Raw genomic sequence first — 20,880 nt, 5'->3', positions numbered from 1 at the left:
ACTATCGTGGGATAGGGCACAAGGCAACACCTGACTTAAAAGGAGATGCCATGCTGTTTGGCCTGTTCCGCCGACGGACCCGCGATGCCGAGCACAAGGTTTATTGTGAAATCGTGGCTCAAGCACGGCAGCCAGTCTTTTATACTGACTTTCACGTGCCTGATAGTGTTGACGGCCGATTTGACATGATCGTGGCCCATGCAGTGCTGTATTTCCGCCGGATGCGCGGGGAAGGCAAAAAGGTTTCGGAGTTCACACAGAACGTTTTCGACCTGTTCTTTCAGGACATGGATGCCTCGTTGCGCGAAATGGGCGTCAGCGACACGCGTGTGCCAAAGAAGGTGAAAGTCATGGGTGAAGCTTTTTATGGCCGCGCGGATGCCTATATTCCGGCGATCGAAACAAAAAGAGTTGATGAGCTGGCCGAGGCACTCGGTCGCAATATCTATCCCGATGCCCCGGAACCGGTCGCGCAGGAGCGTTTGGCGTATTATATGCTGGAAGCAGCCGAAAGCCTTGAGGGGCAGACGGTGGAAGCACTGATGAACGGGAGCATCGTCTGGCCCGACCCTGAAAAATTCAAGGCATTGCCGGTCTGAGAGCCAAGCCGGCGGTGAAAGAGGCCGCGACAAAGGTGCCAAGGTAAAAACAAGAAATGAAAAAACAAACTTTCCCCTATTCCTACAAGATCAACGCGGCCCGCGTTGTCGACAAGGACGAACGCGTCACTGTCAAGCCGGATGAGGCAGCTCTGAAAGCCATCGCGAAAACCTATGAGCTGGATGGCATTCGTGACCTCAAGGCGGATTTCCTGCTGAAGCCGTATCGCAAGGCGGGATTGCGTGTGGTCGGTCCGCTGACCGCTACGCTTGAGCAGACATGTGTCGTGTCGCTGGAACCCTTCGAAAGCCAGCTGAAGATCGATGTCGACCGCACTTTCGAACCCCAGTCCAGCCGCCCTCGCAAGGTCAGCGATCTCAATGATGACGGCGAGATCGAGATCGATCTTGAAACGCTCGATCCGCCCGATGTGATTCTGGATGGTGTTCTCGACCTGGGAGCTGTCATCTGCGAGGAACTGGCGCTGACGCTTGACCCGTTCCCGCGCAAGCCGGGTGTAGAGTTCGAGGGAGGCGATGGCGAGGACGTAAGTGCTGACGAGGAACCAGAGGCCAAACCGTCGCCTTTCGCTGCGTTGCAGGCGCTCAAGGATCAGTCCGACAGCTGATTGGTCATCGTATTCACAGTTGCCCGAACGATATGGACAGGGTCTTCATGCAGGTTTTCAACGTCAGAACTCTTCGCGATCAGGAAAACGGTTGTCAGTCTTGCCAAAACCGTTATGTTCGCGCCCGTTCTAGGCCCTTGCCGGACCTGCAGGACTTTGTCTGGAAGCACCGCTCGGTGCTGTTCTTGGTAGCGAAACGTCAAAAGACCTTCTAGATGGCGAAAACTATTCCGATTTCTCTGGATGCCATGGGTGGCGATCATGGGGCTGACGTCGTCATTCCCGGGGCGGAAATCGCGCTTGTCCGTCATCCCGACATCCGCTTTCTGTTGTTCGGTAACGAAAAGGTCGTTCTGCCTCTTCTGGAGAAGTATCCAAGAGTTCGCGACGCTTCGACCTTCCATCATTGCGATGTCTCCATTGCCATGGACACCAAGCCCAGCCAGGCGCTGCGCCAGGGCCGCTGGCGTTCGTCCATGTGGCGGTCCATCGAAGCCGTGAAGACCGGCGATGCCTCTGTGGCCGTTTCTGCCGGAAACACCGGCGCGCTCATGGCCATGTCGAAGTTTTGCCTGCGAACGATGGCCAATATCGAACGGCCAGCCATTGCGGCCATCTGGCCAACCATGCGCGGCGAGTCCGTCGTGCTTGATGTCGGCGCGACGATTGGCGCCGATGCACAGCAGCTCATCGACTTCGCCATTCTCGGCGGCGCCATGGCGCGGGCCTTGTTTGGCGTTCAAAAGCCAAGCGTCGGCCTGCTGAACATTGGCGTGGAAGAGGTCAAGGGTCTGGAAGAAGTTCGTACCGCTGGCCGGCTCCTGCGCGAAACGCCACTGCGCTCGCTGCATTATGCCGGGTTCGTGGAGGGCGACGATCTGGGCAAGGGCACGGTCGATGTGGTCGTGACCGAAGGTTTTGCCGGTAACATCGCGCTCAAAACCGCGGAAGGTACCGCCAAGCAGATCGGCAGTTACTTGCGTTCGGCCATGAATCGGACCTTTATGTCCAAAATCGGCTATATCTTCGCCAAAGGCGCCTTTGATCTGCTGCGCGAGAAAATGGACCCGCGCAAGGTCAACGGCGGCGTGTTCCTGGGACTGAACGGCATCGTGATCAAAAGTCACGGCGGGACGGACGCCGAGGGCTATGCCTCGGCCATCGACCTTGCCTACGACATGGTCAAAAACGAACTGACACACAAGATCGCCCAGGACCTTGTGAATTATCATCGCGGCCGCTTCGCTGAAGCCGCGCCGACATCGGAAGGTGATTTGTGAGCGTAATCCGTTCCACCGTAACCGGCTGCGGAAGCTTCCTGCCGGAAAAAATCCTGACAAATGACGATCTTTCCAAGATGGTCGATACGTCTGACGAATGGATCGTTCAGCGCACTGGCATCCAGCAGCGCCACGTTGCCGCCGAAGGAGAGGTGACCTCGGACCTCGCTCTGGAAGCTGCCAGGCGGGCGCTGGAAAGCGCCGGCAGGGACGCTCAGGAGATTGACACCATCATTCTGGCAACCGCCACACCGGACAACACCTTTCCGGCAACGGCTGTCACCGTGCAGGCCAATCTGGGCATCTATCACGGCGCCGCATTCGACGTGCATGCCGTCTGTTCCGGGTTTGTCTACGCTCTGACGACCGCTGACGCCTACATTCGGGCCGGCCTGTCAAAGCGCTGCCTGGTCATTGGCGCAGAAACCTTCTCGCGTATTCTCGACTGGACCGATCGCACGACCTGCGTTCTCTTTGGCGATGGCGCGGGTGCTGTCGTCGTTGAAGCTGGTGAAGGTGAGGGCACGACGGCGGACCGGGGTGTTCTGACATCTCACCTGCGCTCGGATGGCCGCCACAAGGAAAAGCTGTTTGTCGACGGTGGTCCGTCCGCAACCCAGACAGTCGGTCACCTTCGGATGGAAGGCCGCGAGGTCTACAAACACGCCGTCGGCATGATCACCGACGTGATCGAGGATGCCTACAAGGCTACGGGTACGACATCGGAAGACCTCGACTGGTTCATTCCGCACCAGGCCAACAAGCGCATCATCGACGCCAGCGCCAAGAAACTCCGGATCGCACCGGAGAAGGTCGTGACGACCGTTCAGCATCATGGCAACACTTCCGCTGCGTCCATTCCGCTTGCGCTGGATACGGCCGTAAAGGACGGGCGTGTGAAAAAGAACGATCTCGTGATGCTGGAAGCAATGGGCGGCGGATTCACCTGGGGCTCTGTCCTTTTGCGCTGGTAAGCCTCGCCTTACGCTCTACGACAAATCTGATTTCCACCAAGAGTTCCGGTTGACCGGCTCGCCGCAAGGCCGTACCGTATGGCGTTGCATTGGAGTTCTTGTGCAAAATCAGCCAGATGATGGCGTCGTTGAGGAGGGGTTATGGGCAATCGGACTATTACCCGTGCTGATCTGTGTGAGGCTGTTTATCAGAAAGTTGGTCTGTCCCGGACCGAATCTTCTGAGTTGGTCGAACGCGTACTTTCTGAAATTTCCGACTGTCTTGTGACAGGAGAATCAGTAAAATTATCTAGCTTTGGGTCTTTTGTGGTCCGCTCCAAGGGGGAGCGTATCGGCCGCAATCCAAAGACCGGCGAAGAAGTACCTATTTCACCGCGCCGCGTGATGGTGTTCAAACCGTCCAACGTCTTGAAACAGCGGATCAATGATGCGCTGACAGGGCAGGCCAGCAAATAGTAAGAAAACATTAAGACCGAATGAGCTCGCAGGAAAAAAGCCCCGACGCCTTTCGTACCATCAGCGAAGTCGCAGAAGACCTGGATCTGCCGCAACACGTGTTGCGGTTCTGGGAGACACGCTTCTCGCAGATCAAGCCGCTGAAGCGGGGGGGCGGCCGGCGGTATTACCGTCCGGACGATGTCGAGCTTTTGAAGGGCATCCGTCATCTGCTTTACGGTGAAGGCTACACGATCAAGGGCGTGCAGCGCATCCTGAAGGAGCAGGGGCCGCGCTTCGTCATGCAGATCCGCCATGAAGACATGTCGACCCTGGAGGCGGTTGCAGCGTCCGAACCGGTTCCCGCAGAGCCGGCACCGGCACCGGTCGCAGTTGCTCAGAACGGCCAGCATGAAAACTACTATGGCCCGCTGCCGAATGGCGTCCTGGCTGACGATGCACCGGATCCAGCTTCAGCCCATGGTCACTTCAGCATCCTTGGCCGTCTGCGCGGAGAAAAACCGGCGCAGGGCGCGGGATCACAATCCTCCGTAACCAAAGAAGACATTCGCCGCCTTCAAGCGACCCTTTTTGAGTTGCTGGAATGCAAGCGCACGCTGGATCAGGCGCGCTGACGGCTGAGCGCTGAACGTTTACGCCTTATCTGTCTGCCTTCCGTTTGAACAGCTTTGACAGGAAGCCCGGTGATTTACCGGCGTTCCCCGGAGGGGTGGTTGAAACCTGTGCCTGCTTTGCGAATTCGCGCAATTCAGCAAGCGACATCCGATTGGTCGGGGGAGAAGGCTTTCTGGCAGCACCAGTGTCTTCAAACCGGACAGATGCCTCGGCGATGGTCTCACGGAGATCCTGCGCGGTTGAGGGCGGGACAGTCTCAGACGCGTCGGCGTGAGCCGGTGTCGAGGACTGCTCAGGCAGATCCAGTCCCGACATTTCCAGCTCAAGGGTTTCCTCGTCCGGACCTTCAGCGGTCTGCGGAGCAGGCGTCTCGTCCTTCATGTCCTGCAAGCGTTCCAGGATAGCAGCATCCACCGGGTCGTTCGGATCCAGCCCGGCGCCCTCGCTGTCCATGGTCTGGGGACCTGTCTCCTTGCGGACCCCTTCATGGTACTCGTATATCGCCGATGCGTTTTCGCGGATGATGCCATAATCGGGATTGTGGACGACCTTGAGCTCGATCGTGCTCAGGTCATCATCGTCCTCGTCATGGTAGATCACCTGAATCTTTTCGTTTTCATTCCGGCCGAAGACGTCGCCGTCATCGATCATCTGGTCGTTTTTCCGTGTAACCTTCGCAAAGGCGACGATGATCTCGGCAAGATATTCGGGAGGCAGTCCGCAGGGCAGGACTTTCACCCGGTGGCCGGTCAGCCACTGGGCCCCGGTTCCCTCCATGCCGATCAGCCGCTCGCCGGTTTCCGGATCCTGCTGCGCGAAAGGGTTGGGCAACAGGTACAGGTCGTCGAAATTCGAAGCACGGGAGAGGGCAGAGAAGGCGTCCGGTTTCAGCAAGAAACGGCTTGGCGCCCAAAGCACGGCCTCCGGCTGTGATCTTTCCACGATGATCGTCGTAATCAACCTGGCGATCTCCATCGCCTGCAAGGTTTCTTCAAGTTCACAGAAGGCTATATTTTCCACACCGGAAAAGGTCTTCAGATTGTCGGGCAGCGAATCCGTTGGAATGACGCTTTTTCTCACCGAAACCTGCGTACAGGCCGCAATGTCGTACATAAGATCAACCGCCTCCGGAAAGGCGGTTCGCGCATAGTATGTCTCGAGCGCAGCATCGATCAGCGGCGTCTGCTCGAAAGGCTCTGATTGCGTTACGAGGATGTGGAACTTGCCGCACAAGTAGCGCTTGTCGATCTCGTCGGACGTGTTCAGCAACTGACAGGCGCTCTGCGGCACACCCGCTTTCTCCGCGACTGCCAGAATGACAGCCTTGATCTCTTCACCGTCAAGCGGCTGGTAGCGCTTGTAGAGAATTTGGGAATCGACGCTTGGAAGCGGGTGCGTTTTCAATTGTTTGACCACATGTGGTTGGAAAGATGGACCACAGGTTAGGCAACTTTGGTGAAAAAGGCATTATCGCCGGATTTCCAGTTCAGTTGCCGTAACCCGGGCACTTGTTCATTCCAGTCCAAGGCAGGATGCGTAGAAGCTGGTGGTTGCCGGCCAATCGGAGAAGATGCCCTTGACGCCGACCTGACGCGCCAGCACGTCGACAACCTCATAAAGCTTGCCGTCGCCGTCTATTGCAGCGTTGACTGTCTGATAGTACCAGCCACCGCCGGAAGATAGGGGGCCTGATCTTTCAAGGCTCCAGGCAATCAACTCGAGCCCCGCTTCCTTTGCCGCCTTTGCATAGGCCGAGGGAACGATCTTGCCATCTTCCTGCGCGAGCAGGACGAAGAGCGGCGGCGCGAGATAGTTGACGCCCAGGGCTTTCAACTCCTCCATGGAGGGGGAGAAGGTTTCCGGGTCCGCAGGATCGATATCGCGGCGGCCTTCCAGAAAAATGGCCTGCTTGCCGAAGTCCGGTTCGTTCTCGATCCAGTAGAGAACGTCTTCAAGGTTGAACGACTGAGGGTAGACGTCTTCCGGCGGAATGCCTGCGGCCTTGTATGCGTCGATCAGCTTTTGCGCGTAGGCGGCCTGGGTAAAGCCCTCAAACGGCATGTCGACTGCAGGAGCTTTCAGTTCCGGAGTGAATTTCACGCCAAGGTCCTTGAAGAGACGGATCGAGGCTTCGTGGGTCATCAGTGTACCCGTGCCCGCATAAAGTTCGGTGCGCCAGGGCGCAGTTCCTTTCTGGTAGGCTTCAGGGGTGGCGGCAGTCTTGTCGGCACCGTCCATCTTGCCTCGCAACGACTGGAATTCGGCAAGGGTCAGATCGCTTGTCCGGCACTCTGCCGACGCGGGCCTGTCACCAGATGCGGGAGTGAAGGTCTGTGTGCATTTGCCGGCAAGATCGGTCGTCAGAATGTTGGTGGTCGTATGCAGATCGTTCTGGGAGTGCCGGCAGACCAGTTCCTTGTCCTTGGTAAAGGTGACGTCGCATTCCAGGATACCGGCTCCCATCAGCGCAGCGGCACGGTAGCCTTCTTCCGTGTGCTCTGGAAACTGCAAGGGCGCACCGCGATGGCTGATCGAGAACTGGGTGCGCTTTGCCGGTTCGCCGATGCAGGCCATCAACGTGTCCTTCAGCGGACCATCCGCCATCTGGGAAACCAGATAGGCGGGACGGGGCCCAAGCTCGACCGTCTCCGCTTGGGCAGGCAAGACGGCACAAAGCCCGGTCAGGCAGAAAAGAACTGGTTTGAGGCGCATGAGGTATCCAATGGCTTGATGGAATGAAGGGAAATAACTAGCGGCGCTTAGGGGCGGAGCAAGAGTAATTCCTGCAACTAGGCGGGTCGCCAGGCAAGTCTGAGCGATTCCGGCCCTCTCACCGACAGGCCACGCTTGTAGGAGACACTGTCTTGCGCAAGTTCAATCGACTTGAACCTACTGAGCAGTGTGGAGAAGATGATGTCCATGTCCAGGCGCGCAAGGTGGTTGCCGAGGCAGAAATGTGCGCCACGGCCAAAGGCTATGTGCCAGTTGGGCGCCCTGCCGGCATTGAAGCGGTCGGCATCGGGAAACTGGGCCGGATCGCGGTTGGCGGCCCCGTAAAGGACACCAAATTTCGTGCCGCGCGGATAGTCGGCACCGCAAACCGTCATGTCTTCGGTGGAATAGCGATGGAAGAAGGGAAGGGGCGATTCATAGCGGAACATTTCCTGCACCGCTGTTTTCATCAACGACGGGTCCTGCCGAAGACGCTGCAGCTCATCCGGAAATTTCAATAAAGCATGCATGCCGCTGCCGAGCACGTCGATGGTCGAACCGTGACCGGCCATCAGGATGAGCATGGCGGTCGAGATAAATTCGTCCTCGTTCATCTGACCGGCCCGTTCAGCCTCGATCATCAGTGACAGAAGATCGTCCTTCGGCGCGCGTTCGCGCTCTGCCTTCAGTCCTTGCAGATAGCGGTAAAACTCGGTCGTGTTGCGTTCGGCCAGTTCCTTGCGCTCATCCGTCCGGTCGATGTCGAAATACTGGACGATGTTTTCCGACCAGACACGCAGTTGCGGGCAGTCCTCGTCGGGAACGCCGAGAACGCGACCGATGATATGGCCTGGAACATGGGCCGCGAGATCTTCGATAAAGTCGATTTCGGTACGGTCCGCCAAACTGTCGAAAAGGCGGTCGACATACGCCTGGATGTCGTCACGCAGCTTGCCGACCATCACCGGAGTAAACAGCTTGAACACCTGCTTGCGCAGTCGGTCATGTATTTCTCCGTCGCTGTCCAGGAGCGAGAACTGCACGAAGCGCGAATGGTGCGGCATGTCGTGCCAGTTCTGAGCCCGTTTCATCGCCGCGATTTCGTCCGCGTCGGCGATGTGGTCCATGGACCTGACCATCTTGCCGTTTTGCACGATTTCCGAAACGTCATCGAACCTTGCGGCCAGCCAGATGTCAAAATCCTCGAAGTAAGTCAAACCCTTGCGTCCGCGCAGTGCGGCGTAGAACGGGTAGGGATCTTGCGCGAAGGCATCTGACAAAGGCGCGAAGGAAAGGTCTGTGGAAGGGCTCATGAAGGGCTCTTGAGGTCGGTTTGGATGGGGTAGAATTGTGATTCTTGGCAGGGTCGAAGATTTGGCTGGCCAAGTGCAAGCGAAAAGCGGGAGCTATGGGCCAATTTGTTGTCTTTGGGAAAGTTATCCCAAGCAACACCTTTAGCTCTTGGGGATTGTGAGGAAATGACATTTCTGACGATATCGGCAGAGGATTTGAAATCTTAACAATTTCTAAACGCGGGCTGAGAGGCCTGCTTGCACCAACCAGCAGAACAGAGTGTGCGTGAGGCCGTAATGCGTGTGCCAAAGGCTTTCAATGACGAGTATCAAACCTTCTTGCGGGAAACGGGCCTGGACAACCCTGATCCGCAAGCACTCCTCATGGAACTCGCCTCGCTGTCGATGGAAGTCTACCTGAAAGAAATAGCCTGGCTTTCCGAGTTTATCGGCAAGATCGAGCGCGCGAAAAAAGCAGCGGCGTAATTACAAGGCGTTGACCGGACGAGGTCATTGTCTTCGCATTGGCAGTTACTTCAAAAAGACCGAAGCTCCCACTTCAGATTGTAAGGGGAGCTATTGCAATTTAGATGACGAGCGACACAGCTTGGAGCATACTCGTACGGAGCACCGTTCGGAGCAGCTGTGTCATGTCTATCAGTCAGTTCTCCACCACCAAGGAAATTCTGAAGTTCGAGGGCGCCGACAAGGCAGCTTATTGGCGCAAATTCGCTTTGCTGTTGTCGCTTGCGGTGATCATCGCAACGATGGGACTTCTGCGGAACTCAGGCGCGGTTGTGATCGCAGCCATGCTTGTCGCTCCCTTGATGACCCCGATCCTTGGCATCGCTTCATCCATCGTGATGGGCTGGGTCGGCCGGGCGCTTTTCCTGATGCTGACAGTCTGGCTCGCGGCCGGCTGCAGCATTGTCATCTCGTGGCTTATTGTCTGGATCGCGGACGCTCCTTCGACTTTGCTGTTGCCCGACGAGGTGCTGAGCCGGAGCAACCCCGGTGCGGAAGACATGGTCGTCGCGTTGGCGGCCGGCATCGCGGGCGCTTACGTGCAGATCCGAAAGTCGGAAATCAGTCTTCTGCCCGGTGCAGCCATCGGCGTTTCGCTTGTTCCCCCGCTTGCTGCTGCCGGAATCCTGTTTTACTTCGGCGAACAGGAAGCGGCCTACGAGGCGACGCTGCTGTTTGCCACCAATTTCGGTGCAATCATCTTCTCCGCCAGCTTGGTCTATATCATCCTTGGTCCTCGGGAGCGGCTCTTCCGCAAAGCACATCGGGGCCTCAAGTTTACACTCGGCATGGCAGTCACGCTGGCGTTCCTGACCGTCGTTCTGGTGCAGCTTCTTGCAGCGACGTACCTGCGCTACATCGAAACCGGAACAGAGGCCATCCTGGCACAACGCACCAAGGAATGGGCAGGGGATACCCCCGTCGAAATCATCCGGGTCGATGTGCATGCGCGCACCAAGATTGCGGAGATCTGGGTTCTCCTCGATCTGCCATCGGACGCGCAATACAAGATCGGCTCGCTTGACGACTTTCTGCCGGCAGCGATGAAGGAGCATCCTTTCAGGGAAGCCGCACGCGAAGTTCTGGGAGAAGACTACAAGGTGGTCGTCAGGTATCAGACACGTATCGCCTGGCAGGTTGATCTCGCTACGCAAGCGATTGATGTTGCACCTTCGGTCGATGCCGTGCAGGAGGATTGACGATCACGGCAAAATAAAACCCCGCCGGAAAGGCGGGGTTTTAAACAACTGCGTGTCCAGTTTGGCCTCAGGCGCTCGCCTGCAGTGCCCGGCTGGCGAGATAGGCGGCCTTGGCCGGCAGCGAAAGCAAGCCTTGCGCCTGGGCAACGCGTTCCGGCGTGTAGTGATGCTCCTCATCAAGCATGTTGACCGTACCGACCAGCGTATCGCCAAGAACGACAGGCAGGTTGATGACCGAGCCGCAGCCAAGCCGGCCGATCAGCTCGTAATCGGGAAATACGGTTGCAATCTCGGCTAGCGTGTTGGCAACAAAGCTTTTCCGGTCCTTGTGCACGGTTTCGAACCAACTGTCATAGGTGATCGGCTTGGTGCCGGACACAGGATAGTCGTCCGGGTGCGATGTATAGGAACGCTGTGCCAATTCGGTTTTCATGTCGGCTGTCATGAAGGTGAACAGCTTCACGCCGACGGTTTCCCGTGTCAGCTTCAGCAGGGCATCAAAAGGCGCATCCGGTATGGTTGCGATGGACAAGGCATGGTCAAACGTGGCCAAAGGGCCTGTGAAATCGGTCATTTATCGAAGTCTCGGACAAATCGGGTTGAAGTGGTTCAGGCGGATTGCAGAGTGCCGCCGCTGGCAGCATAAAGTTCGCGGGAATACGGCTGGGAAAGCTGGCCCGACTTGAGGGCGTCGACACCGGCGATTTCGACCACGCGGCCATGGCGCATGACAGCCAGCCGGTCGCACAGGAACGAGACCACGGGCAGGTTGTGGGTGACCATCAGATAGGTCAGTCCCTGTTCGCGCCGCAGCTTCTTCAAGAGGTTCAGAATTTCCGCCTGTACGGAAACGTCCAGCGCGGACGTTGGTTCGTCCAGCAGCAGCACCCGCGGTTCCAGCATCAAGGCGCGCGCGATGGCAACGCGTTGGCGCTGGCCGCCGGAAAGCTGATGCGGAAAACGGAAACGAAAGCGCTGATCCAGGCCCACCGCGGCCAGCATATCCTTGACCCGGCTGTCCCGCCCACCGATGCCGTGAATGGCCAGCGGTTCGGCAAGGCAGGTGTCTACGGTCTTGCGCGGATGCAGCGAGCCATAGGGATCCTGAAACACCATCTGGCAGGTTTCGGCAAAGGCCCGGTCCGGGGAATGGCCCCGGGCTTTACCTTCAACGGAGATGGTTCCCGTCCACTCTGGAGCCAGTCCGGAAATGGCTTTCAGGATAGTCGATTTACCGGAACCGGATTCCCCGACAAGGGCAAAGCTCTCGCCTTCGGCAACGTCAAACGACACATCATGAACCACGGTGGTATCGCCGTAGCTGACGGTGAGATGTTCAAGATGGATGGCGGCATCGGTCATGTGCCGGCTCCCGTGGTCCATGTGCTGCGGTCGAGAACGGGCAGCTCATCGCGGTCTTCATTCATGCGTGGCATCGCGGCAATCAGGCCACGGGTATAGGGATGCTGTGCGTTGTGCAGGTCGCTCGCCTTGCATTGCTCGACGATCTCGCCGCTGTTCATCACCAGGATGCGATCGCAATAGCGGGACACCAGGTTGAGGTCGTGACTGATCAGGATCAGCCCCATGCCCTTGCCGGTGACCAGATCATCGATGATGTCCAGCACCTGCGCCTGCACGGAAACATCAAGCGCGGAGGTCGGTTCGTCGGCGATCAGCAGATCCGGTTCCGGGATCAGCATCATGGCGATCATGATGCGCTGGCCCATGCCGCCGGAAACCTCATGCGGATAAAGCCCTGCCACACGCGACGGATCGTTGATGCGCACAGCTTCCAGCATGGCCAGCACCCGTTCCTTCAGCTCCCGGCGCGGCAGCTTCTTGTGCGTGACGAGCGCTTCGGCGATCTGCTCGCCAACGGTCATGACGGGGTTGAGCGAGAATTTCGGGTCCTGCATGACCATGGAAATGCGCGCCCCGCGCAGATCGCGCATCTGTCGTTCGCTGAGGCTGAGCAGGTCGACGCCGTCGAAAGTCATGCGCCGGGCGGTGACTTTGCCGGGTTTGCGGATCAGGCGCAGGATCGACCGGCCGGTCATGGATTTGCCGGAACCGGATTCACCCACGATCCCGAGCCGTTCCCGGCCAAGCGTGAAGGATATGCCCTTGACGACATCGACCGGGCCACGCGCCGTCGGGAAGGTGACGGTCAGGCCATCGATTTCAAGAAGAGGGGTGCTCATTGCTTGTCTCCCTGCTTGGGATCGAGCACGTCACGCAGGCCGTCACCGAGGAAGCAGAAGCCGAGGCTCACCAGAATGATGGCAAAGCCCGGCATGGTGGCGACCCACCATTGGTCGAGAATGAAATTGCGCCCACGCGAGATCATTGCGCCCCATTCCGGCAGGGGCGGTTGCGCGCCCAGGCCGAGAAAGCCGAGACCGGCAGCCGTCAGGATGATGCCGGCCATGTCCAGCGTCACGCGAATGATGGTGGAAGACGCACAGAGCGGCAGCACGTGGCGCAGGATAACGCGAGCGGAGGAGGCGCCCTGCAGGCGCACCGCGGCAATGAACTCCGCATCGCGGAAGGTGATCGTCTCCGCCCGGGCGATCCGTGCGTACGCAGGCCACGCGGTGATCGCGATGGCGATGATCGCGTTTTCGATGCCGGGTCCAAGGGCCGCCACGAAGGCAAGCGCAAGGATCAGTTTCGGCATCGACAGGAAGATATCGGTCACGCCCATGAGTACCCGGTCAGTCCAGCCTCCGAAATAGCCGGACACTGCACCAACGACGAGACCGATGGGTGCGGCAATGACGGCCACCATGGTAACGATCATCAGCGTGATCCGTGCCCCATAGACGACACGGGAATAGATGTCCCGGCCCAACTCGTCCGTGCCCATCCAGTGGGCCGCGGACGGCGGCATCAAGCGGTTGGCGAGATCCTGGCCGATGGGCGAGTAGGGCGCGAGCAGGGGCGCGAAGATCGCCATCACGATCAGCACCAGGATGATGAAGCCCCCCACCACGGCAAGCGGATTGCGCAGGAGCGCGGCAAAGACATGCCAAGCGCGGCCAAGGTTTGCCTGCAGGCGCGAGGAGGGGCTGTCGTCGAGAAGCCAATCGATCATTTGCGGGCCCTCGGATCGAGAATGCGGTAGAGCACGTCGGATATCTTGTTGATGAGGATGAAGACAGCGCCAATGACAAGGGTCGCGCCAAGCACGGCGTTCATGTCGGCATTGAGCAGGGCATTGGTCAGATAGTTGCCGATACCGGGCCAGGAGAACACGGTCTCGATCATCACAGATCCTTCCAGAAGTGCGGCATAGGACAGGCCGATCACGGTGATCAACTGGATGCGGATCGGATAGAACGCGTGGCGCCAGATGACACGGCGTTCCGGCACGCCCTTCACCCGCGCGGTGGTCACATATTCATGGCCAAGCTGGTCGAGCATGAAGGAACGGGTCATGCGCCCGATATAGGCCAGGCTGAAGAACCCGAGGATCGAGGCCGGCAGCATGAGGTGATCGAGCGCGTTCCAGAAAATATCCCACTCGCCGGCGACGAGACTATCGATCAGGTAAAGCCCGGTGACGGGTTCAACGATGCCGTCATAGAAGATGTCGATGCGGCCCGGGCCGGCAACCCAGCCAAGCCCTGCGTAGAACACCGCGAGGCCAACAAGGCCAAGCCAGAAGGCGGGAACCGAATAGCCCAGCAGCCCGAGCACGCGGATCAACTGGTCGATCCAGCTGCCCTGACGTGTTGCCGCCAATACCCCCATCGGCACGCCAAGCAGAACGCCGATCAGGATGCCGATGGTTGCCATTTCCAGGGTCGCTGGAAAGAACCGCGCCAGATCTTCAGCAACCGGCCGGCCGGTGGAAATCGACATGCCGAGATTTCCGGTGAAGACGTCGCCCACATAGGAGAAAAACTGGATGACAAGCGGACGGTCGAGACCCATCGCCTGCCGTGCGGCGTTATAAACCTCGTTTGAAGCCCTGTCGCCGACAACCGCCAAAACCGGATCGATCGGCACCACGCGGCCGACGAAAAACGTGATCGCAAGCAGGCCGAGGAACGTTGCAACCGTCACGAGGCAAAAGCGCAGCACGGCCGTGGCGCTGCCCAGAAGCTGGCTCGTCAACAGGCCTTCCCGCGCATCGGTCGCACTCTCGGACGGCTCAAAAGACATGCCGGTATCGGCATGTCGCCGTTCCCTGTTCAACCGGTTTCTTCAAGTCGGCTCTCCACGCTCGTGTGACTCAATTTCTGAAGCAGATCTTTCAGGGCGTTGTTTTTAAACATCTTTCAGAAACCGCCTCTGGTGAGGCTTTTCCAAAGCTGCCTAAAAAAGTACTTGGAGCATACAAAAAAATCTGGTTACATCAAAAAAATTTTGATGGGAGTAAAAATCTTTGAGCAGTTCGACGGCGCGTGCCGCCTCCGATGCCGATACGAAGGTTGGCGCGCTGATCCGGGCGCGGCGGCGGCAATTGGGGTTCACCCTGCAACAGCTGAGCGACGCTTCAAACCTGTCAGTCAGCTATCTCAGTCAGGTCGAGCGGGATCACGCAACACCGACACTCGGGTCTCTGGCGGGCATTGCCCGGGCGCTCGGTGTCGGGCTGGACTATTTTGTCGCGCAGCCGCGTGCCCAGGATGCGCTGACCCGCGCTGCGACACGGCCGAATTTCTCCATTTCCGGTTCCGCAGTCAGCTATGAACGGCTGGGCACCGAGTTTCCGGGAAACCAGCTCTCCTCTTTCATTCTCACCGTGCCGCCAGGATATGCCTCGGAAACGGTGAGCCATGAGGGTGAAGAGCTGATCTACATCCTGGAAGGGTCCATCACCCAGTATCTCGACGGGGAGGCGATGGTGATGACCGCTGGCGACAGCCTGCATTACCGGGGAAACACACCCCATGCCTGGTCCAACCCGAACGACGAGCCGGCAAAGCTCCTGTGGACCGGCACTCTGACGATTTTCAACGCAGGTGACGAGAAAACCAGCCGTATCGAGCTGGTGTCGCCGGACAAGAGTGCGGTGAAGGCGTCGCCTGGCCGCACCAAAAACAAGAACAAATCCTAACCCCTGACAGACGGAGACGAAGGAATGAAGCTTTTAAGGACCGCACTTCTGGCTGCCGCCCTGGCAATGCCGATTGCGCAACCTGCCAGTGCCGCGACGCCGGACAACATTCTGGTCGTGGCTCAGAATATCGATGACATTGTCGCCATTGATCCGGCACAGGCCTACGAGTTTTCCTCCGGCGAACTCGTGACCAATGTCTATGACCGGCTTGTGCAATATGATGCCGAAGACCCGACAGTTCTGGCCCCGGGCCTTGCAGCCGAGTGGCAGACCGATGCCGATGCAAAGACCATCACGTTCACGTTGCGCGATGATGCGACGTTCCATTCCGGTAATCCGGTTCGTGCGGAAGACGTCGTGTTTTCCTTCGCACGCGTCATCAAGCTGAACCTCACCCCGGCTTTCATCCTGGCCCAGCTCGGCTGGACGGCTGAAAATGTCGAGGACATGGTCACGGCGGACGGCAACAAGGTCATCGTCAAATACGAAGGTGATTTCTCGCCGGCTTTCGCCCTCAACGTCCTGGCTTCCCGTCCGGCCTCCATCGTCGATGAAAAGACGGTGATGGAGCATGAAGAAGACGGCGACATGGGCAACAAGTGGCTCAACGCCAACTCTGCCGGTTCCGGCCCGTTCGAACTGCAGACCTACCGCCCGAGCGAATTGGTGCGTTACAAATCCAATGCCGACTACTTCAAGGGCGCTCCGAAGGTTGAAGGCGTCATCATCCGTCACGTTGCCGAGGCTGCCACCCAGCAGTTGCTGCTTCAGTCCGGCGATGTCGACATGGCCCGCAACCTGACGCCGGATCAGATCGCCGGCATGGATGGCGACTCCATCAAGGTCGAAACCTATCCGCAGGCAGCAGTGCACTTCCTTTCCTTCAACCAGAAAAAGGATGTGTTGCAGCCTGAAGCGGTGTGGGACGCGGCCCGTTACCTCGTCAACTACAAGGGCATGACCGACAGCTTCCTGAAAGGCCAGATGGAAATTCATCAGGCGTTCTGGCCAAAGGGCTTCCCGGGCTCCTACGACGAGACGCCTTACACCTACGATCCTGAAAAGGCCAAGCAGATCCTGGCTGACGCAGGCATCGAGACGCCGATCACGGTAACGCTCGACGTGATCAACTCCACGCCGTTCACGGACATGGCCCAGTCGCTGCAGGCAAGCTTTGCCGAAGCCGGGATCAACTTCGACATCATCCCGGGCACAGGCTCGCAGGTCATCACCAAGTACCGTGAGCGCAGCCACGAGGCGATGCTGCTGTACTGGGGGCCGGACTTCATGGACCCGCATTCCAACGCCAAGGCCTTTGCGTATAACAGCGACAACTCCGACGACAATTATCAGGCAACCACCACTTGGCGGAATGCCTGGGCTGTTCCGGCGGAGATTAACGAGATGACCAAGGCAGCGCTTGCCGAGAGCGATCCTGAAAAACGCAACGAGATGTATGTCGAATTGCAGAAGGAAGTTCAGGCCAAGTCGCCGATCGTTATCATGTTCCAGGCAGCCTATCAGGTTGCCATGGACCCGAAGGTCGAGGGCTACGTCAACGGTGCCACCTCTGACTTCGTCTACTATCGTCTGGTGACGAAGAACTGACGCTGAACACCGAGCCGTCCCGGTTCTCCCGGGGCGGCTTTTTATTGCTGACAGCCGTTCGCTGATTGACCAATCCTTCCGGAGTTTCCTGAAATGTCTTCCCTTTCCGATCAGCGTCTTGCCGCGCTGCGCGAGCGTATGTCCGCGACCGGAACCGATCTTGTCGCCATCGGTCCGTCCAGTCACATGATGTATCTGGCCGGTCTCGATCCCCATGGCGACGAGCGGCCCGTGATGCTGCTGGTTTCGAAAAGCCACGCAGGATTCCTGATGCCGGCGCTCAATGTCGACAGCTCTCGCCGGAAGACCCACCTGCCGTTTTTCCCCTGGCGCGATGACGATGGCCCGGACGCCGCGCTCGCCACCTTGCTGGCCGTTTCCGACCTGCCGGAAGCGCCGAGCGTCGTTATTGACGAAACCATGCGCGCCGATTTTGCCCTGCTGCTGCTCGACGCGCTTCCCGGCGCTTCACGCCGGTTCACCGGTGACACGGTCGGGCACCTGAGATCTCGCAAGGATGACGATGAATACCGACGCTTGAAGGCCAGTGCCGTGCTCAATGATACGGCTGCCATGGCCGGCTTCGACGCGCTGAAACCCGGCATTACGGAACTCGAGATCGCCGCCGCCATCCGCGATGTCTACAAGCAGGCCGGCGCGACACCGGTTTTCACCTCGGTCTGCTTCGGCGGCAACGGCGCCTTTCCGCATCATCACACCGGCGAGACGCAGCTGAAAGACGGTGACGCGGTGCTGATCGATACGGGCGGCCGTCTGGAGGGGTACCCATCTGATATGACCCGGGTCGGTTTCTTCGGAACACCGACAGCGGAATTTGAAAAGGTCCATGCGATTGTGGACAAGGCCGTGGAAGCCGCTCTTGCGGCTGCAAGGCCAGGTGTCGCCGCGAAAACAATCGACAAGGCAGCCCGGGATGTCATTTCAGCGGCAGGCTATGGTGATTTTTTCACACACCGGACAGGTCACGGCCTTGGAATAGACATACATGAGCCTCCATATCTGACGGCGACTTCCGAAACCGTACTGGATGAAGGTATGGTGTTTTCAATCGAACCTGGGATCTATCTTCCCGGTCAATTTGGCCTGCGTCTTGAGGAAATCGTCATCCTGCGCGCCGATGGACCGGAAATCCTCTCCGACTTGCCGCGCGTGGCGGTGGTGAGGTGAACGCTCGGCGATAGATGGGCACGAAGGTGTTTCGGGAACGGGGTCGGATTGCCGCTCCTTCGTCATTGAAGGAGCACGAACTTATAGAGCTTCGCGGAAGGCCAGCTCTGAAGCTTGGTCTTTCGCGGAACCTGACCGCGAAGACCGAAATGGATTCATGCTTGAAGTAATTGAACTCGACATTCCCGAAGTCAAGATTATCTGCCCCAAGCGGCACGGCGACAGCCGTGGTTTCTTTTCCGAAACATACAACAAAGCTCTGCTGAGTGATGCCGGAATTGACATCGATTTCGTGCAGGACAATCACGCCTATTCCGCGGAAAAAGGAACGGTTCGCGGATTGCATTTCCAGATGCCGCCCTTCGCGCAGGACAAGCTGGTGCGTGTGGTGCGCGGAGCGATACTGGATGTTGCTCTCGATCTGAGACTGGGCTCGCCAACCTACGGCCAGCATGTGTCGTCGGTCATTTCAGCTGAAAATGGGAAGCAGATCCTTGTTCCCTCCGGGTTTGCCCATGGATTGGCGACGCTGGAACCGCACACCGAGGTTCTCTACAAGGTATCGCAATACTACGCACCGGAGCACGACCGGGGCATCCTGTGGAACGATCCCGACCTCGCCATCGATTGGGGCCTGGCAGAAGCCGATGCCATCCTCTCCGCAAAGGATCGGGGCCTGCCACGGTTTGGTGAAATCGGCGCCTGTTTCTCATGTCCGGAGGCAGCGGAAGGATGAAGGTTCTCGTTACGGGTGGTGCCGGCTTTATTGGATCCGCGGTCGTCCGAAAGCTGGTGTCGCAGGAGCTTGCGGACGTCGTCACGGTCGATGCCCTGACCTATGCCGGGAACATGGCCTCTCTCGCGCCAGTCATGGAAGCGCCCCAGCACCGCTTTGTGCACGCTGACATCCGCGACGCTGAGGCAATGGCCGGTCTCCTGGAGACGGAAACACCTGACGCGGTGATGCATCTGGCCGCCGAAAGCCATGTCGACCGGTCAATTGACGGTCCCGCTGACTTTATCGATACAAACATCGTGGGCACCTACACCTTGCTGGAAGCGGTGCGAACCTATTGGTCCGGCTTGCCATTGCCGCGCAAGGAAGCCTTCCGGTTTCATCATGTCTCCACGGATGAGGTCTATGGCAGTCTCGGCCCAACGGGAGCCTTCAAGGAAACAACCGCCTACGCGCCGAATTCGCCTTATTCCGCTTCAAAGGCTGCGTCAGATCATCTGGTCAGGGCTTGGCACCATACCTATGGGATGCCGGTGGTCACCACCAACTGTTCCAACAATTATGGGCCTTACCAGTTTCCGGAAAAGCTGATCCCCTTGATGATCCTGAACGGCCTTGAGGAGAAGCCGCTGCCGGTTTACGGCGCGGGAGCCAATATTCGGGACTGGCTTCATGTGGACGATCATGCGGATGCGTTGTGGCAGGTACTGACGCGCGGAACGCCGGGGCAGGTCTACAATATCGGCGGCGATGCCGAACGGCGGAATATCGACGTCGTTCACCTGATCTGCGATCTTCTCGATGAGTTGCTGCCTGCCGGTAAACCCCGGCAAGAGTTGATTACCTTCGTAACTGACCGACCCGGCCACGATGCGCGTTACGCCATGGATATTTCCCGGATTTCTGCCGAACTGGGTTGGCGGCCCCGACATTCTTTTGAAAGCGGATTGCGTCAGACGGTCGATTGGTATCTGGGCAATCGCAACTGGTGGGAAGAGGTTCGCACCGGCCGCTACGCCGGCAACAGGCTGGGGCTTGGGACCAATGGGGTTTCAAATGCAGCCGCCGGTGCATCATGACACGCATTCTGCTCACCGGAGCGAACGGCCAACTTGGCCATGAGGTTGCCAGGCAAGGCCTGAAAAAGGGGTTCGATCTCGCAGCGCTCGACAGATCGCAATTGGATATTACGGACCGCACTTCTGTTGCGGAGGTTATCGGGCGGCTTGCCCCCGATCTGATCGTCAATACGGCTGCCTATACCGCTGTTGATCGCGCGGAAACAGACCGGCAGGCCGCCTTTGCGGTCAATCGCGATGGAGCGCGCAATCTTGCGGAAGCCGCGCAGAAGCACGGAGCGGTCCTGATGCATTTTTCCACGGACTATGTCTTCGACGGTACACATCAGCATGCTTATGTCGAACAGGACGACGTTGGCCCCATTGGTGTGTACGGCGAAAGCAAGGAAGCAGGTGAAGCGGCCATCCGCGCCGCGACCGACCGTCACCTGATCCTGCGCACCTCCTGGGTCTACGGCGTTCACGGCGCCAACTTTGTCCGGACGATGCTGAAGCTCGCGCAGGAGAGGGGGCAAATTCGCGTCGTCGACGACCAGCGCGGATGCCCGACATATGCAGCGGATCTCGCGGAAGTCGTGCTGCGACTGGCCGAACGGATTTTGAACAATCAGATTGGGCAGGACGGTTACGGAACGTTTCACTGTGCCGGTCAGGGTGAAGTGACCTGGCATGGTTTTGCGGACAAGATATTCGAGCTTGCCGGCGAGCGCTTCTGCAAAAAGCCGGAGTTGATCGCCATTCCGGCGTCTGAATTTCCAACACCCGCAAGGCGGCCAGTAAATTCGGCGCTTGATTGCTCAAAACTGGCGCGGGTCCATGGCCTTGCCATGAGACAGTGGCAGGCCGCACTGCGCGACATGCTGGATCAACTGGAACGAAATACCTGATTTTATTTAGTCATGTGGACGGAAGTGGAG

22 protein-coding genes are annotated in these 20,880 nt (G+C 58.4%); 14 read left to right on the top strand and 8 right to left on the bottom strand.

All coding sequences use genetic code 11. The annotated features are described in order from the left end of the window. The first annotated feature begins 50 nt into the window (after positions 1-50). The 6 genes from FMN63_RS12635 to FMN63_RS12610 all read left to right on the top strand — a co-directional run bounded on the left by FMN63_RS12635 (position 51) and on the right by FMN63_RS12610 (position 4,552). A complete protein-coding gene (locus FMN63_RS12635) occupies positions 51-599 on the top strand; it encodes a ubiquinol-cytochrome C chaperone family protein (RefSeq protein WP_148584324.1) in 549 nt (182 codons plus the stop codon). 56 nt (positions 600-655) lie between these two features. Then, complete coding sequence (locus FMN63_RS12630; protein WP_148584323.1) at positions 656-1,228, top strand: YceD family protein; 573 nt, start codon at positions 656-658, stop codon at positions 1,226-1,228. 215 nt (positions 1,229-1,443) lie between these two features. After that, a complete protein-coding gene (gene plsX, locus FMN63_RS12625; protein WP_148584322.1) occupies positions 1,444-2,508 on the top strand; it encodes a phosphate acyltransferase PlsX in 1,065 nt (354 codons plus the stop codon). Further along, complete coding sequence (locus FMN63_RS12620) at positions 2,505-3,482, top strand: beta-ketoacyl-ACP synthase III (protein WP_148584321.1); 978 nt, start codon at positions 2,505-2,507, stop codon at positions 3,480-3,482. Before plsX ends, FMN63_RS12620 begins: the two co-directional genes overlap by 4 nt. Positions 3,483-3,623: 141 nt before the next feature. Beyond that, complete coding sequence (locus tag FMN63_RS12615; RefSeq protein WP_023003819.1) at positions 3,624-3,938, top strand: integration host factor subunit alpha; 315 nt, start codon at positions 3,624-3,626, stop codon at positions 3,936-3,938. Between the two features lie 20 nt (positions 3,939-3,958). Continuing rightward, entirely contained in the window at positions 3,959-4,552 is a 594-nt protein-coding gene (locus FMN63_RS12610) for a MerR family transcriptional regulator (RefSeq protein WP_148584320.1), read from the top strand. Between the two features lie 25 nt (positions 4,553-4,577). Here FMN63_RS12610 and FMN63_RS12605 read toward each other — a convergent pair whose 3' ends face one another. The 3 genes from FMN63_RS12605 to FMN63_RS12595 all read right to left on the bottom strand — a co-directional run bounded on the left by FMN63_RS12605 (position 4,578) and on the right by FMN63_RS12595 (position 8,578). After that, complete coding sequence (locus tag FMN63_RS12605) at positions 4,578-5,957, bottom strand: hypothetical protein (protein ID WP_148584319.1); 1,380 nt, start codon at positions 5,955-5,957, stop codon at positions 4,578-4,580. A 108-nt stretch (positions 5,958-6,065) separates the two neighbouring features. Beyond that, positions 6,066-7,265: a glycerophosphodiester phosphodiesterase family protein gene (locus FMN63_RS12600; RefSeq protein WP_148584318.1), complete on the bottom strand. Its 1,200-nt coding sequence runs from the start codon at positions 7,263-7,265 to the stop codon at positions 6,066-6,068. A gap of 77 nt (positions 7,266-7,342) precedes the next feature. Further along, positions 7,343-8,578: a cytochrome P450 gene (locus FMN63_RS12595; protein ID WP_148584317.1), complete on the bottom strand. Its 1,236-nt coding sequence runs from the start codon at positions 8,576-8,578 to the stop codon at positions 7,343-7,345. Positions 8,579-8,854: 276 nt separating this feature from the next. Here FMN63_RS12595 and FMN63_RS12590 point away from each other — a divergent pair, with 276 nt between their 5' ends. Next, positions 8,855-9,043 (top strand): hypothetical protein, encoded by a 189-nt coding sequence (locus tag FMN63_RS12590; protein ID WP_148584316.1) that lies wholly within the window; start codon positions 8,855-8,857, stop codon positions 9,041-9,043. A gap of 164 nt (positions 9,044-9,207) precedes the next feature. Then, positions 9,208-10,281: a DUF389 domain-containing protein gene (locus tag FMN63_RS12585; protein ID WP_162530039.1), complete on the top strand. Its 1,074-nt coding sequence runs from the start codon at positions 9,208-9,210 to the stop codon at positions 10,279-10,281. 67 nt (positions 10,282-10,348) lie between these two features. Here the strand turns inward: FMN63_RS12585 and FMN63_RS12580 are convergent, their stop codons facing one another. The 5 genes from FMN63_RS12580 to FMN63_RS12560 are packed head-to-tail and all read right to left on the bottom strand — an operon-like array spanning position 10,349 to position 14,451. Beyond that, positions 10,349-10,855, bottom strand: a complete 507-nt coding sequence (locus FMN63_RS12580; protein WP_148584314.1) for a GAF domain-containing protein — start codon at positions 10,853-10,855, stop codon at positions 10,349-10,351. 35 nt (positions 10,856-10,890) lie between these two features. Next, a complete protein-coding gene (locus FMN63_RS12575; RefSeq protein WP_148584313.1) occupies positions 10,891-11,643 on the bottom strand; it encodes an ABC transporter ATP-binding protein in 753 nt (250 codons plus the stop codon). Further along, entirely contained in the window at positions 11,640-12,485 is an 846-nt protein-coding gene (locus FMN63_RS12570; RefSeq protein ID WP_148584312.1) for an ABC transporter ATP-binding protein, read from the bottom strand. Before FMN63_RS12570 ends, FMN63_RS12575 begins: the two co-directional genes overlap by 4 nt. Further along, a complete protein-coding gene (locus FMN63_RS12565; RefSeq protein WP_148584311.1) occupies positions 12,482-13,378 on the bottom strand; it encodes an ABC transporter permease in 897 nt (298 codons plus the stop codon). The genes FMN63_RS12570 and FMN63_RS12565 overlap by 4 nt, the downstream gene beginning before the upstream one ends. Then, complete coding sequence (locus tag FMN63_RS12560) at positions 13,375-14,451, bottom strand: ABC transporter permease (protein WP_148584310.1); 1,077 nt, start codon at positions 14,449-14,451, stop codon at positions 13,375-13,377. The genes FMN63_RS12565 and FMN63_RS12560 overlap by 4 nt, the downstream gene beginning before the upstream one ends. A 223-nt stretch (positions 14,452-14,674) precedes the next feature. On the opposite strand from FMN63_RS12560, the gene FMN63_RS12555 reads away from it, so the two are divergent. From FMN63_RS12555 to rfbD, 6 genes are all read left to right on the top strand, one after another. Beyond that, on the top strand, positions 14,675-15,349 hold the full coding sequence (locus FMN63_RS12555; protein ID WP_148584309.1) for a cupin domain-containing protein: 675 nt from the start codon (positions 14,675-14,677) through the stop codon (positions 15,347-15,349). Between the two features lie 24 nt (positions 15,350-15,373). Beyond that, complete coding sequence (locus tag FMN63_RS12550) at positions 15,374-16,960, top strand: ABC transporter substrate-binding protein (protein WP_148584308.1); 1,587 nt, start codon at positions 15,374-15,376, stop codon at positions 16,958-16,960. 93 nt (positions 16,961-17,053) lie between these two features. Then, a complete protein-coding gene (locus FMN63_RS12545; protein WP_148584307.1) occupies positions 17,054-18,148 on the top strand; it encodes a M24 family metallopeptidase in 1,095 nt (364 codons plus the stop codon). Between the two features lie 157 nt (positions 18,149-18,305). Beyond that, positions 18,306-18,884 carry a dTDP-4-dehydrorhamnose 3,5-epimerase gene (rfbC, locus tag FMN63_RS12540; RefSeq protein WP_148584306.1) on the top strand — a complete coding sequence of 193 codons (579 nt, stop codon included), beginning with the start codon at positions 18,306-18,308 and terminating at the stop codon, positions 18,882-18,884. Beyond that, positions 18,881-19,963: a dTDP-glucose 4,6-dehydratase gene (gene rfbB / locus FMN63_RS12535; RefSeq protein ID WP_148584305.1), complete on the top strand. Its 1,083-nt coding sequence runs from the start codon at positions 18,881-18,883 to the stop codon at positions 19,961-19,963. The genes rfbC and rfbB overlap by 4 nt, the downstream gene beginning before the upstream one ends. Next, the gene (gene rfbD, locus FMN63_RS12530; RefSeq protein ID WP_148584304.1) at positions 19,960-20,850 is read left to right on the top strand and encodes a dTDP-4-dehydrorhamnose reductase; all 891 of its coding nucleotides are present in this window, start codon (positions 19,960-19,962) and stop codon (positions 20,848-20,850) included. Before rfbB ends, rfbD begins: the two co-directional genes overlap by 4 nt. Positions 20,851-20,880: the final 30 nt, after the last annotated feature.

The organism is Stappia sp. BW2, from assembly GCF_008107695.1.
GTDB lineage: Bacteria > Pseudomonadota > Alphaproteobacteria > Rhizobiales > Stappiaceae > Roseibium.
Note: the sequence above shows the minus strand (reverse complement) of the source record. Positions and strands in the feature narration are given on the sequence as shown.